The 14,887-nt window shown below is 50.3% G+C and carries 7 protein-coding genes; 5 read left to right on the forward strand and 2 right to left on the reverse strand.

The genetic code is table 11. The annotated features are described in order from the left end of the window. Positions 1 to 86 precede the first annotated feature (86 nt). The 5 genes from KDM87_RS06350 (at position 87) to KDM87_RS06370 (ending at position 6,792) form a co-directional block, all read left to right on the forward strand. Positions 87 to 1,838: a PhoH family protein gene (locus tag KDM87_RS06350; protein WP_212678289.1), complete on the forward strand. Its 1,752-nt coding sequence runs from the start codon at positions 87 to 89 to the stop codon at positions 1,836 to 1,838. 193 nt (positions 1,839 to 2,031) lie between these two features. After that, positions 2,032 to 2,421, forward strand: coding sequence for a MarR family winged helix-turn-helix transcriptional regulator (locus tag KDM87_RS06355; RefSeq protein WP_212678290.1), 390 nt, complete (start codon positions 2,032 to 2,034; stop codon positions 2,419 to 2,421). Between the two features lie 83 nt (positions 2,422 to 2,504). Next, entirely contained in the window at positions 2,505 to 3,998 is a 1,494-nt protein-coding gene (locus tag KDM87_RS06360) for an efflux transporter outer membrane subunit (protein ID WP_230407617.1), read from the forward strand. Beyond that, positions 3,995 to 5,230: an HlyD family secretion protein gene (locus tag KDM87_RS06365; protein ID WP_212678292.1), complete on the forward strand. Its 1,236-nt coding sequence runs from the start codon at positions 3,995 to 3,997 to the stop codon at positions 5,228 to 5,230. The genes KDM87_RS06360 and KDM87_RS06365 overlap by 4 nt, the downstream gene beginning before the upstream one ends. After that, complete coding sequence (locus tag KDM87_RS06370) at positions 5,230 to 6,792, forward strand: DHA2 family efflux MFS transporter permease subunit (RefSeq protein WP_212678293.1); 1,563 nt, start codon at positions 5,230 to 5,232, stop codon at positions 6,790 to 6,792. The genes KDM87_RS06365 and KDM87_RS06370 overlap by 1 nt, the downstream gene beginning before the upstream one ends. An 18-nt stretch (positions 6,793 to 6,810) precedes the next feature. Here KDM87_RS06370 and pbpC read toward each other — a convergent pair whose 3' ends face one another. Both pbpC and KDM87_RS06380 read right to left on the reverse strand, forming a co-directional pair. Next, positions 6,811 to 9,033, reverse strand: coding sequence for a penicillin-binding protein 1C (pbpC, locus tag KDM87_RS06375; protein ID WP_212678686.1), 2,223 nt, complete (start codon positions 9,031 to 9,033; stop codon positions 6,811 to 6,813). Positions 9,034 to 9,092: 59 nt separating this feature from the next. Continuing rightward, positions 9,093 to 14,885 carry an alpha-2-macroglobulin family protein gene (locus tag KDM87_RS06380; protein WP_212678294.1) on the reverse strand — a complete coding sequence of 1,931 codons (5,793 nt, stop codon included), beginning with the start codon at positions 14,883 to 14,885 and terminating at the stop codon, positions 9,093 to 9,095. Between the last annotated feature and the right edge of the window lie 2 nt (positions 14,886 to 14,887).

The following is a 14,887-nucleotide window of genomic DNA, read 5'->3' on the forward strand; positions in this document are numbered from 1 at the left end:
AGCCGCCAGGGCAAAACCAGCAATCAGCTGGGGTCGCCACAGCGGCTTTTTGATTTTACAGCTCTCACTTTTTGATTGAGGTATTCATGCCATTACCAAAAATGCCGACCAAACCCGCAGCATTATTGTCACCTAAAGACTATCCAAAAGCGGAATCAGGTAAGCCAAGCAAAGCGGTAAAAGTCGCCCACACCGAAAAAACCAGAGCCGCTGAAAATCAGGCCGCCACTGCAAAGAAAGCGCAGACACCTGTTGCCCCCCAAAAAGTCAGTGCTCGTTCAACACAAAAAACGACACCGGCTAAAGCTCAGCGCATGCCAGCAACGAAAAAAATAGTCGCACCAGCGATGACCGGAGCAATTGGAACCACCGAAACAAAAGTTCCTGATATCCGCGTTAAATCCAGTACCAGCCGCGCTGCTGACAAATCGGGAATCATCAAGCTGTTCGTACTCGATACCAATGTGCTGATGCATGATCCTACGTCTTTGTTCCGTTTTGAAGAACATGATATTTACCTGCCGATGATCACGCTGGAAGAACTGGATGATCATAAAAAGGGAATGTCGGAAGTTGCCCGCAATGCGCGGCAGATTTCGCGTTCTCTCGATGCGTTGGTCGGCGACATTGACCATCAGGATATAGAAAAAGGAATTTCCTTATCCAAGTTAGGCAATAAAGAAGCGAAGGGGCATTTGTATTTTCAGACCAAGTTGCAAGTCGGCGAATTACCGCGCGGCCTGCCACAAGGAAAAGCTGATAATCAGATTCTTGGCGTTGTACAGGCACTGGAGCAGGAATTCCCAGGACGCCCTATCGTACTGGTGTCGAAAGACATCAACATGCGCATCAAAGCGCGGGCGTTGGGTTTGCCAGCAGAAGACTACTTCAATGATCATGTTCTGGAAGACAGTGATTTACTGTATTCCGGCATCGTCCAGTTGCCTGACGATTTCTGGAATAAACATGGCAAAGGTATAGAAACCTGGCAAGAAAACAGAAACGGGCTCAGCACCACGTTTTACCGGATTACTGGCCCTGTGATTCCATCATTGCTGGTCAATCAGTTTGTTTATCTTGAACCGAATAATGGTGAGGCATCATTTTACGGCCAGGTAAAACAAATTAATGGCAAGACCGCCGTCTTGCAGACCCTGCGCGATTATGGTCATGTGAAGAATAGCGTATGGGGTATCACATCCCGCAATCGTGAGCAGAATTTCGCCCTGAATCTGCTGATGGATCCTGAATGTGATTTCGTCACGCTGTTGGGTCAGGCCGGTACCGGCAAGACCTTGCTCGCACTCGCCGCAGGCCTGGCGCAAGTACTGGAAACCAAAACCTACAATGAAATTATTGTCACCCGCGTCACCGTGCCAGTTGGCGAAGACATCGGCTTCCTGCCAGGTACTGAGGAAGAAAAAATGTCGCCTTGGATGGGTGCATTTGACGACAATCTCGAAGTGCTGAATAAGTCAGACAATGATGCCGGCGATTGGGGGCGTGCTGCAACTCAGGATCTGATTCGCTCGAAAATCAAGATCAAATCGCTGAACTTCATGCGCGGGCGTACCTTTGTCAATAAGTTCCTGATTATAGATGAAGCACAAAATCTGACGCCGAAGCAGGTAAAAACTCTGGTAACGCGAGCTGGCCCGGGCACAAAGATCATCTGCCTTGGCAATATCGCGCAGATCGATACGCCATATCTGACCGAAGGCTCCAGCGGCCTGACCTATGTCGTTGATCGCTTCAAAGGATGGTCGCACAGTGGTCACGTGACGTTAGCCCGCGGCGAACGTTCACGTCTGGCAGATCATGCGAGCGAAATTTTATAAATAATTCATAGATACTTTTCAAGCGCTGCTACGGCAGCGCTTTTTTTACGCCCAGCAATTATTTTTCACTTGAGATAAACTATTGCCTAAGCAATGATTATTTAATGAAATGACTGACGAAAAATCTTCCTTACAGTTTGACGTAAGCCACGTAGAAGACAGCGTGGGGTATCTGATCGCAAGAACAAGAACTATGCTATCCCGTGCTGCCGACGGCGCTTTGCGTTCGCGTGGCATCACCCATTCACAAGCCAGTGTTTTTTTAATGCTGGGGCTCGGTAAATGTCATACTGCAGCGGATCTGTCGCGTGATTTATTCATCGATTCGGCTGCAATGAAAAGAACGCTGGATAAACTGGAGTCAAAGGGTTTTCTGCTCAGAACGCAAGACCCGGCAGATAAACGCCTTTTTAAACTGGAACTGACCGCGAGTGGCAAAGAAATGGCAGCACAATTGCCGTCTATTTATAAAGAAGTTCTTAACATCGGCTTTACCGGATTTTCAGAAGAAGAACTCGGTTTTCTGAAGTGTCTTTTGCGTAAGGCACTCGCAAATCGCCCACTATTAGAGTCGTCAAAATAATCATTGCACAGGCAATTAAATTCATCAGCCGCCATATCAACTGTGAACATACAAATCAAATGAAACCTCCCGAGATAAACAAAATGAACAGCAAGCATATTGCTTATCATGCGATTGCTGTCGGAGTACTGGCACTGCTTTCTGCCTGTGTCAGTTTTGACGGTATACAAAGTCAGTCGCAACTCAAGTCGATAGCCAACGAAGGAAATGCCGGCATCTTTGCGCAACAGCAAGGCTTGTGGCCTGCCAGTGACTGGGGTGTGGTGATCGGCGGCCACGAACTGCAGGCATTGATTGATGCAGGATTAAGCAATAATCCATCGTTGCAGGCAGCAAGCGCACGCATCAATGCAGCACGCGCCGTCAATGCAGCGGTCAGTGCCAATGCCCTTCCCTCGGTTAATGCAAGTCTGGACAGCACTTACCAGCGGTTTACCGAACACGGGCTGATCCCCAAACCGCTGGCCGGTACTTACGAGAGCAATAATCAGTTGGCATTGAATGCCAGCTACGAACTCGATTTCTGGGGCAAACACAGCGCAGAAATGCGCACTGCCGTCTCTCAGGAAAAAGTCGCTGAAGCAGAAAAACAAAGCGCTCGTCTTCTATTGAGCAGTGCGATTGCGCGTAGCTGGTTGCAACTGGCGCGTCAATATCAGCAACTCGCGCTGAGCGAACAGCAACTTGCCGTACGCGAAAAAATCGATCAGCTGACATTACAGAGGCTAAAAGCAGGACTGGAAACAAAATCTGAAATTCAACAGAGTTTGTTGCAAATTTCCAGTATCAAAAACGACATCATCAGCTGGAAAGAAGCCATCGCTTTAACACGCAACCAACTGGCTGCATTGCTGGGCGCAGGACCAGAACGCGGGCAGCAAATTCCTACACCTCGTTTGCAGACAAATATGGCGATTGCGGCACCCGCCAATCTGCCGCTGGAATTAATTTCAAGAAGACCAGATATCGTTGCAGCACGCTGGCGTGTTGAAGCAGGTCAGAGCGAGATTGATCTGGCGAAAAATCAGTTTTACCCCAACATCAACATCGTCGGATTTGCCGGTTTATCCAGCCTGGGTCTGGACAATTTCGTCAAGAGCGGCAGCAGTATCGTTGGCGTAGGACCAACCATACGTCTGCCGATTTTTGAGGGCGGTCGTCTGCGCGCACAATTGAAAAATAAAGTCGCAGGCTACGACGTCGCTGTTGCCACATACAATCAGAGTCTGACAGATGCGTTGCACGAGGTCGCCGATCAGTTACAGACCTTGCAAACCAGTGAAGCGCAAGCAAAACAGCAGATCATTGCTGAACAAGCAGCCAGAACCGCCTTGCAACTCGCTCAGCAACGACAAAAAGCAGGCACAGCAAACATGCTCCCTGTTTTAGCGGCAGAAACGGCGCTGCTCGCACAGCAAAAATTATCACTGGACATTGCTATTCGCCACACGGACAGTCAGATTAATCTGATCAAAGCACTCGGCGGTGGCTATGACAGCAAGGCCGAAAGCATCGCATCGGCGAATGCGGCATCCAATAATTTCTCAGCACCTAACAAACCGGAGGCAGCGCAATGAACGCTCCAGCACAAAACACAAATACCCCTACCGCGCCTGCAATTGAAGCTGCGCCGGACAAAAGCAAGCGCCGCGGCCGCCTGCTCGTTGTTACCGCCGTTATTGTGATCGCCGCTATTGCATACGGCGCTTGGTGGGCACTGGTTGCCCGTAATTTTGAACACACTGAAGATGCGTATGCCGCAGGTAACGTCATCCAGGTGACACCGCAGATTGCTGGCACTGTCGTTGCGATTCATGCTGACGATACCGAACTGGTGCAGGCTGGCAAACCTTTGATTGAACTCGACAAGACTGATGCCAAAGTCGCATTGGAACAAGCAGAAGCACAACTGGCGCAAACTGTACGTGAAGTGAAGGTGTTGTTTGCTAACAATGCCAGCTTGCAAGCGAATATCGACGTGCGCAGCACGGATGTTGAACGTGCAAAATCCGATCTGGCCCGCCGCCAGACTTTACTCAGCTCTGGTGCAATTTCTACCGAAGAGCTGGAACATGCTAAAAATGCGCTAAAAACAGCAGAGGCTGCATTGCTGGCTACGCGTGAACAGTTAAGCTCGAATCGTGCACTGACCGAGAATACGACCGTCACGCAACATCCGAATGTGCTGCGCGCTGCCACTAAAGTGCGTGAAGCGATGCTGGCATATAACCGTGCCTCTTTACCGGCTCCGGTCAGCGGCTATATTGCAAAGCGCGCAGTACAAATCGGACAGCGAGTCAATGCAGGAGCACCGTTATTATCTATCGTTCCTTTGAATTCACTGTGGGTGGATGCCAACTTTAAAGAAGTACAGTTAGCCCATATGCGTATAGGCCAGGACGTGACCTTACATTCGGATCTGTATGGCAGCGATGTCGAATATCACGGGAAAGTCATTGGCCTGTCTGCCGGCACAGGTTCTGCATTTGCATTGCTTCCCGCGCAAAACGCCAGTGGTAACTGGATTAAAGTAGTACAACGTGTTCCCGTGCGCATCTCTCTTGACCCTAAAGAATTGGAAGCGCATCCACTGCGCATCGGGGTTTCCATGCAGGTACAGGTCAATATCTCTCAACAACAAGGTGCGCCAGTCACGGCAAATACAGCAGCCCGTACCGCACCCGCCTACCAGACCAGCGTATTTGAGCAAAACGGTAAAGATGTCGAGCAACGCATTACATCGATTATCAATGCCAATTTATCCACAGCAAATACTGCTAACAATTCGGCTAAAACCAAGGCGAAGTAATGAGTACAGCATCCAGCGCTGCTCATGCAGCGCATCCGCCGCTGAAAGGCGCCCAATTGGCAATGGGAACACTTGCGCTGTCTCTGGCGGTGTTCATGAATGTGCTTGATTCATCAATTGCCAACGTATCGATTCCGGCAATTTCAGGCAACCTTGGAGTATCGCCGCAACAAGGTACATGGGTGATCACGTCCTTCGCTGTTGCCAATGCGATCTCGGTTCCGTTAACGGGCTGGCTGACCACGCAGTTCGGGCAAGTCCGATTGTTTATGACCTCGATATTATTATTCGTGTTGTCGTCCTGGTTGTGTGGCATTGCACCGAATATCGAGACGCTGATTGCGGCGCGTATTTTGCAGGGTGCGGTTGCTGGCCCAATGATTCCACTGTCCCAATCTTTGCTGCTATCGAGTTACACCCCGGCCAAGAGTTCGATGGCGCTTGCGCTATGGGGGATGACGACGCTGGTCGCACCGATTATGGGGCCTCTGCTTGGGGGCTGGATTTCAGACAATTACACCTGGCCATGGATTTTCTATATCAATATTCCAGTCGGGCTATTTACTGCATGGGCGACATGGTCGATTTACCACAAACGCGAATCAGCTATCCGAGCGTTGCCGATTGATAAGGTCGGTCTGTTTCTGCTTGTAATCTGGGTCGGCGCTTTGCAACTGATGCTGGATAAAGGTAAGGAACTCGACTGGTTCAATTCAGGTGAAATCATTTTACTGACGGTGATTGCCGCCGTTGGACTGATTTACTTCATCATCTGGGAAAAAGGACAAGACCATCCCGTCGTCGACTTGTCTTTATTCAAAGGACGAAATTTTTCCGCAGGTGTCGTTGCTATTTCTGTTGGCTATGGCCTGTTTTTTGGCAGCCTCGTCATTATGCCGCTATGGTTGCAAACGCAGTTATCGTACACCGCGACTGAAGCAGGAAAAGTCATGGCACCGGTTGGTATTTTCGCGATTTTATTGTCACCTATCATCGGAAAAATTTTACCGAAGGTGGATGCCCGCCGGGTTGCGTCGCTCGCATTCCTGGGATTTGCATTGGTTTTTTTCCTCAGAGCACGCTTCAACACCGAAGTCGATACGATGTCGCTGATGATTCCAACGCTGATTCAGGGGGCGGCAATGTCGATGTTCTTTATTCCACTGACATCGATCATTTTATCTGGTCAGCCACCGGAAAAAATTCCTGCTGCATCCGGTCTGTCTAACTTTGTACGGATTATGTGCGGTGGTATGGGCGCCTCAATTATGACGACGATGTGGGATAGTCGCAGCACGATGCATCACGCGCACATCACTGAAAGCACTGGCTATGCTTCACCGGCATTCGTGCAGACGATGCAAGGTCTGACGCAGCAGGGAATGTCTGAGCATGCTGCGTATGCAGTTCTGGACAGAACCATCAGCGTACAAGCCAGCACCATGGCAGCAACAGATATTTTTTATCTGTCAGCATTTATGTTTCTCGGTCTGATCGCGCTGGTCTGGTTGACCAGGCCGAAAAAATCGTCGGCACCAGTTGATGCAGGCGGTGCGCATTAAAACAAGAGACGGGTCAGCTTAGCGTTGGCCCGTTTTTTTATTCGTGACCAACATTGCTCCGCGCACTTCAAAGCTCACCTGATCCAGCAACACGCCCTGAGGCGTCAACAAACTCAGCACATGCTTGCCGGGGAGAGGAAACCAATCGTATCTTAAAGTTTTTTCTTGCTGTTCACTCATGACAGTCGTTGTTTTTAAACGCTGTCCATCCAATATCAGTACCTGTCCTTCACCAGCCGAGATAAAGCGCATGCGCTGGCGTTCCGGTGGAATATCCGGATCAACGGCAACAATCATCCCTGACTTGGGATAAGTGATTTTTGTCTGTATCTGATCTGAATGCGCCCGCACAATCTTGTCCTGCGCTGTTCCTTTCAAAAACAACTCATTTCTGGGCGCTTCAATCTCATCAGAAAAACTGATGTGACGTTGTTCAACGCCGTCGGGCAATGAGCGTTTTCCTGCCCTGCCCGGCTGACTATCTTTGTGCAGATAGTGCATAATTTCTTGCCAGACAGGCGCCGCACCGGTGACGCCGGAAACATCCCACATGGGCGCACCGGAAGCATTCCCTACCCAAACCCCTACGGTGTAACGCTCAGAAAACCCTATGCACCAGTTATCACGCATATCTTTCGAAGTCCCGGTTTTAACAGCGCTCCAGACTCGGGTTGCCAACGCATTTTCTAATCCGAAAGTCATGGCTCGCGCCGCTCTGTCACTCAAAATATCGTTCACGATATAAGATGCAGCGGTATCCATCACTCTCACTGACGATGGACGCGGATCAGAATTTCTGTAACGTGGAATACTAAAATTGCCCTGATTTGCAAGGCTACGATAAGCATTCGTCAAACTCAGCAAACTGACATCAGCACTACCCAAGGCGAGGCTGTAACCATAATAATCGCCAGATTCACGCAGTTGCAAACCCAGCGCTTGCAAACGTCGGAAAAACACCTCGGGTTGAATGCTGATCAACATCCTGACGGCAGGAATATTCAGCGAAGACGCCAATGCGGTTCTCGCACTGACCAGCCCCTTAAAGTGTTTATCGTAATTCTGGGGAATATATAAGCCGTTGCTTGTCGTCAGATTGACCGGCGTATCATCCATCACCGAAGCCGCAGTGATCAGGCGTTTTTCCAAACCCAGTTCATACAAAAACGGTTTCAGGGTAGAGCCAGCCTGACGCAGTGCGACCACGCCATCGACATGGGCCGCATCGGATAAGCTACCGCTGGAACCTACCCATGCCAGAACATCGCCACTGGCGTTATCCAGCACAACGATAGCGCCATCCTCAACATTGCGATCGACTAAGGCTGATAACTGGCGAATCAGACTGTCTTTTGCAAACGCCTGCAAACGGGCATCCAGCGTCGATGTGACGCGACGTTCATCCGCCGTCAGGACTCTGCGGGCAAAATGCGGCGCAAGATTTAATCCGCTCTGCGTCGTTGTGTACATGCTGTTTATGGCCGTCCCGGATTTACTGCTCAGATGAGAAAAGGCCAGTGCCGTCTGCCCTTCCAGATTGACGCAGAACTCAGGATGTTTTTGCTCACGCAGGATATGGCAGGCACGCTCACTGACCTTGCTGATGCTGGCATTCGGACCACGTATCAGCGCAACGGCAATCGCTGCTTCAATCTGATCCATGCCACTCGGATGCTTGCCAAACATCACTCGTGCAAGTGCATGTGCACCGACGATTTCACCGCGAAATGGCACCAGATTCAGATACGCTTCCAAAATCTGATCTTTACGCCACTGACGCTCCAGCCATTGCGCAACAATCGCCTGCGAAATTTTCTGCGAGGTGCTGCGGGCGGAAGATCGGCGCCTTAAATCCTCCTCCAGCAAACCAGCCAGTTGCATCGTGATGGTGGACGCACCACGTGTTTTCGTATTCCACAAGTTACCCCAAGCGGAAGCAGCGACCGCGTTCCAGTCAACACCGGAATGCTGATAAAAACGTTTGTCTTCGGATGCGATCAGTGCACTTCTGAGTGCGGGAGAGATATCTTCCAGGCTGACCCATGCCAGTTTGCGCTCTCTGGCATCGACCCGCATCTGCTGCAAAATAACGCCGTGCCTGTCGAGCAACACGGCATCTGAGGATAAATACCGGGCTTTAACATCCTGATAGCTGACCACCGCATAAACATTGCCACTGCATAACAACAGTAATGCACTCAGCCAATAAACGAACTGACGCAAAGTATTCCTCGCAAACATGGGCACTTTAGCGCCGCCGGAAAACATTTGCGTCATTCGGGATAAGGATAAAAACCGCTTCACTTCACTATCATCAAGGCATTTGGTGACTCACCAAACATTTCCGGCGCATACATAGCTTCAACTCTGGTCGATGGCAGATGAAATTCACCGGCATTATTCAGTCTGACCGTGTAAGACATACTGAATTTACCTTTAGGAACAAACTGATAGTAACTTCTGAAACTGTCAAAACTGCGCTCTTCGTATGCCAGCCATGCCTGTCCAGAGTTACGTTCGGTCGCAGCCGCAATTGCAGAATCGCGCCCCAGACCTGAACCCAGCAAGGTCGCCCCAGCGGGGATAGGATCGGTGGCCACCACCCACGTCATATCGGTTTGCGCATCAATATCGATGTTGACGCGCAAGATATCGCCGCGCTGATATTTTCCTGCTTGTTTTTGCTCCACAGGCGTTACCGTTTTCGTGATCCGGTAACCGCTGGAAAATGCTGTTTTCAACGGTACTGCCGCCAGACTTTGCAACTGCAACCACGGCTTGCCTTTACCATCATGCGTCGCTTTCAGGTTCGTATCAGCAGCAATTGTCTGCGGCCACGGCAACAGCAGCTTACCACCGCCATTCGCTGGCCAGTTAAAGTTTTGCGAATTCAATGCCGGATTCGCTGCTTGCTGCAGACTGATACGGCTGGAACCGCTGACTTTTTCAGCTTCAAATTTTTTCGAAAACTTCTCCAGTGCGAGCAAACCCCAAACATTCGCTGTTGTCGTCATCCAATGACCATGTACCTGCCTTTGCAAGGTGCCATTGAGTATCTTAGGCAAATCATCGCGCCATGCCGGATTGTCCATCATCGCCAGCAATAAACGATTTGCATTGACGTCACTATTCCCCATCAGCCACCACCAGTAATCATCGCGCTCATTGGAAAAACCCATGCGCGTGCCCTGATAGTTGAGCCGGCTGCTTAATATCTGTTCCGCTTCTTTCAACGCCTGACTACGTTGCGGTAAAGCGCTGCTTCTTTGCAGTATCAGATACCAATCCAACACCGCGCCCGTCGGCCATTGATTCGGAGTGATTTGCACTGAACCAAGCATTCTTGGTTGGACAAGGTTGTAACGGGATAAGGCTTCCAGCGCCGCCAGTTTGCGTACATCTAAATCCTTGCGTGGCGACCAGAAATCACGAGTGATTTTTCCTTCTACGAAAGCTTGCAAGCCTTGCAGCATCTTATCTCTGAGTGATTCGGGTATCGCATAGCCCGCTTCCAGCGTTGCCGACAAAAGGTAGGCCGTCAGCGTATCGCTTCCCAGCCTTTGTCCACTGTCTGTTGGTGGGTAGTAATACGCCAGGCCATCAGCATCCAGATAAGTAGGCAATTCATTGACTACTTTCTGCCACATTCCCGCATCACGCAAGCCGATGGCTCTGGATGTTTTTTGTTCCAGGCAGATATATGGATAGTTTTCAAAATACCGGCGCAAACCATCACTCCCACTGATCAGGCTGGGCAGGAAAGAAACTGCAATACCACCTCGACCGGGTAAACCATCTGCTGGCTTGACCACCGGTAAACTCAAAGGCTTATCCAGCTGAATCAAGGTCGCTTGCTGCACTGTCACCGGTATTGCTGGGATCAGTTTTTGCACAAACTTCAGGCTATCTTTCGCGCCCTGATTAGTTGCCCCCTGCTCCTGTGCACTGAATTCCCACTGCAATTGCTGACTTTGCACATCGGCACCGAGTAGCGGCACTTCTATCAGCCAGTTCGCCTCGCGTGCCTCGCCGGCCGGTATCTGTAACTCTTGTGCAGGCAATGATGCCGAGGCACCGTTGGTTTTTGCTTGCAGCATTACTTTCATCGCACGGCTTGTGGTATTACGCACCGTCAGCATGGCGTTGTAATGATCACCTTCACGCACCAATGGCGGCAATCCGGAAACAATCTGCAGATCCTGCGTTGCCTTGATGCTTGTCGTTCCGGTACCGAACATACCGTCACCACTTTGTGCGACAGCCACAATCCGGAAACTGCTTAAGGCATCGTTGAGCGGCACATCAATTTGTGCCCGGCCGTTGGCATCAAGCTGCACTGCAGGCTTCCAGAGCAATAAGGTATCAAGCAACTCTCTGGTGGGAGATTTTCCGCCGCCACCACCAGCAGCCACTGCTTTACGCCCGTAGTGACGCTTCCCGATTACCTGCATTTGTGCTGTGGCAGTTTCAACACCATAACTGCGACGTTGCAACAGCGCTGTCAGTACATTCCAGCTGTCGTTTGGTTGCAGTTCCAGTAAGGCTTCATCCACCGCCGCGATAGCAACTTCACCACCGGCCGCAGGCTTACCATCCGGCAGCCTGACTTGTATGCTGACTTTCGATGTTGCCCGTATCGGGTAGGCTGGTTTATCACTGCTGACGGTAACAGCTAACTGCTGAGCAGCAATGCCAACGTTGATTTCTGCAATCCCATATTTATACGCTGGTTTCGCCAGATCAACCGTTGCACCTGGCGCCTGATATTCACGGAATTCACTCCACCAGTTGAGTGGTTCTTTCCATCCCCAACTGAAGAAGGAATACCACGGCACTTCACGCATACGACCCCGCACTGCCAACACGGAGACATACACGTTCGGGCCATAACTCGCTTTGATCGGTACCCGGATAGTCGGATCACGGCCGTTTAACTCGACGACCATAGTGTCAATCACGCCTTCGCGTTCAACCGCAACCAATGCCGTCGCTGAGCGGAAAGGCATACGTACCTGGAAGCTTGCAACATCGCCAGCCTTATACTGTTTTTTCTCCGGTAACACATCCATGCGATCCTGGTTCTCACCATCAAACCAGACCTCACCTTTACCCGTGACCCAGAGCGAGGTTTTCGCATAAGAACTGCGCCCCTGATTATCAGACGCTTTGACCTGCAATTCGATATTGCCGGATTCTGTTATCTCAACTTCGCAGATCAGTAAGCCGCGTGCGTCAGATTTGCCTTTACAAAGTTGGCCTAATTCCTTGCTCGATTCTGTATTTTCGTATGCATAGAAACCACCGACAATACGACGCCGATGTGAATCATTGTGCCTCGCAATACCTGTAATGACTAACGGTACGTCAGCCATGGGCTTACCGTTGGTATCGAGTGCAATCGCAGTAAAACGGGTTTTGTTTTTTACCGATACCCAGTCTTCATTCTTGATCCCCGCGACGACAGCCGCTGGCCACACCGGAATTACGCTACTGATCGTCTGTATTTCACCATTCGGATCGGCATAGGTCATCTCTGTCAGCAGCTCACGCGGACGCCGTATCTCAGGCAAAGCACTCAATACTGTTTTACCGCTACCATTTTTATCTAATGTGACAGGAAGCTTGTTCGCAACGATTTTTTGTTCATCTTCGTTACCATCATTGGTATAAAAAGAGAACTGCTCATAATCCGGAAAGTGCAGCATGCGGTTACGCAAGAGGCTGGTTACTTGCACCGATAAACCAGAGGCACCGCCACCGTTCAGATAATTCAATTGCAGCCCCAGCGGTAGCTCTTTCGGCGTAATATGCGGTCCCTTGGCCGGAATCACGCGCCCTTGCAGCAGTGGCAGACGAAACTCTTCGACACGGAAACCACCGGTGTAATAAGTCTGATCACTATATCGGTAATCCTCGTTACCACCTTCGTCATTGGTCGTTGCCAGTTTAACGTTCCCTTTATCAAGGATAATGTCATAGCGCCCCAATTTTGCCTGCGCGGGAATGGCGAAGGTATTTTCAGCGGCGTTACGGCCCCTCCAGACCACAGGGAACTGAAATTCCTGATTACTGCCCTGATGCACGATGCGCAAGCGATTCGGCAACTGTTCTGTTTTAACCAAAGCCAGACCATGCATAGTCTCGGCACGGATCAAATGCTTCATGGACACCGTTTCACCAGCCCGGAATAAACTGCGATCCAATACCGTGTGTGCTTTCACCGAGGCGCTTGTATTAAACTCAGTTGGCAAATTGAAGCGATACGATTCGATACCGTTATTCCATGACGATAATGCGAAGGCCATATCAGCCCGGCCTTTTTCATCCGTCTTACGCGCACTCACAAAATAACCGTTAATTTTTGACTCGCCACGCTTAGCTTCAACACCCGCCTCATCGCTCTGACATCCGCTGAGTGGTTTAGCCAGCATCGCTATGCCATTGACATCAGATCGCCCTTTCCAAATCGAACGACCAAAGCAATCGGAAATTTGTATATCGGCATTCGCCACTGGCTTGCCGTTATCCAGCCGGGTAACCCAGACCGCTGCATTTTCCCGGCCTGATTTCAGATGGACTGACAGATTCGTGACTAAGGCACTGGTGCGCACAAACATCGGTGCAGGCTTGCCGAGCAGAGCTGCACCTAATCTTTGCGACTCGAGTTCAAGTACATAAAAACCCGGCGCTTTAAATGGAATACCAACAATTTCAAATGGCCGGACGCTATCTGTATTTGTTGCGGGCAATTCCAGCTTGCTTGCTTTTGCTTCTTTACTTAGCAGTCCTATACTGCGGGTTTCTATCAATTGATTGTTCTTACTAATCGTCGACTCATGATAACGATTCAGCTTACTAAGCCATTCAATAATCGCAGCATCCTCATCCACTTTCAGATTAGCGAGTTGACCGGGGGCGACTTTTCCGTTCGCCGAACGCGCAACTAATGAAGCTTCGACATTTCTCAATGTAACGGGCAAGGTCGCGTCGGCATTGAGTTCAACGATGCCGAACGGCGCCGCCGGGAATTTTGCCAGTGGGGGAAAATCAGCGGTCATCAGCTTTAATGGAAACTGCGCCGCATTCGACAAACTGCGACCGCTATCGTCCTTGAGGCCGGAAGGCAACTCAATGCTCAGCTCAGATTTCTCAGCAAAAGGTGGTTTAAAACTGAGATAGGTGATCAGATTTTCACCATTCTCTTTGGGTAATTCAGGTTTTACAGATCCCTTGGCACTTTTTAACAGGATTTTTTCAGCAAACTTGCGCTGTATGCCTGCACTGAAATTCATCCGTATCGGCAAAATCGGCGTACAAGCAGCATTGGCATTTTCACGCTCACAAGAAACACTCGCAGTGAATGCCGGGCGCACTTTAAACTGGAAACTTTGTGCGCGCGTAGCGACGATACCGCTGGTGCTGACGATTCCCTTATCCCAGACAATTTTCACTCCGGCTTCAGCAGGAAATTTTTGCTGACATTGAATAGTCGAAATTTTATTCGCGTCCTCTTTCTGGGCAAACTCTTTGAGCAGCAGATGACGTGTTTCGCCTGTAACGAATTTAACCGGGACCCGCTCGTGTATGCCCTCGATTTCGCAGTACACATGCTGACGCAGACTAGCCTCAGTGGCTGCTCCCGACTGATGGAGGATGAAAATCTGGTCTTCTTCAATATCCGATTGTGCATAAGGATTGGTGCGTACCACTGCCGGCCCACCGGTATTGAATTGAAAACCCGTTTTACCTGTCAGCGCCGCTCCCGACTTCGTTTTAAACTCAGTTTGCAGCGTAAATGAACACTGGCTGCCGACCGGTAAATCCTGGATAAAATCATAAACCCAGTTGCGCTCATCAGCCCACCGACCGCTGCCGCTGACGCCATCGCCACTGCATTTGATGTTAAATGGCTCCCCGGCTTTCGGGTCGCCAAATGCGACGGCTGCTTCTGAGAAAGTCGCTCTGACTTGCCTGATCTGCGCTACCTCGCCTTGTGGCGTAAAACGCGATACCGTTGCTGCTTCAGCCAGCGGCAGATTGCCAACGGCAAGCAAAGTGGCAAACGTGCATATTGATTTCATCAGGCCAGCCATCT

It is taken from the genome of Cognatundibacterium rivi (assembly GCF_018139565.1).
Lineage (GTDB): Bacteria > Pseudomonadota > Gammaproteobacteria > Burkholderiales > Burkholderiaceae_D > Undibacterium > Undibacterium rivi.

What these genes read in the sequence shown, in the direction of transcription:
- KDM87_RS06360 (WP_230407617.1), top strand. Translation starts at nt 2,505, where the DNA reads ATGAACAGCAAGCATATTGCTTATCATGCGATTGCTGTCGGAGTACTG.
- KDM87_RS06350 (WP_212678289.1), top strand. Translation starts at nt 87, where the DNA reads ATGCCATTACCAAAAATGCCGACCAAACCCGCAGCATTATTGTCACCT.
- KDM87_RS06365 (WP_212678292.1), top strand. Translation starts at nt 3,995, where the DNA reads ATGAACGCTCCAGCACAAAACACAAATACCCCTACCGCGCCTGCAATT.
- pbpC (WP_212678686.1), bottom strand. Translation starts at nt 9,033, where the DNA reads ATGTTTGCGAGGAATACTTTGCGTCAGTTCGTTTATTGGCTGAGTGCA.
- KDM87_RS06380 (WP_212678294.1), bottom strand. Translation starts at nt 14,885, where the DNA reads ATGGCTGGCCTGATGAAATCAATATGCACGTTTGCCACTTTGCTTGCC.
- KDM87_RS06370 (WP_212678293.1), top strand. Translation starts at nt 5,230, where the DNA reads ATGAGTACAGCATCCAGCGCTGCTCATGCAGCGCATCCGCCGCTGAAA.
- KDM87_RS06355 (WP_212678290.1), top strand. Translation starts at nt 2,032, where the DNA reads ATGCTATCCCGTGCTGCCGACGGCGCTTTGCGTTCGCGTGGCATCACC.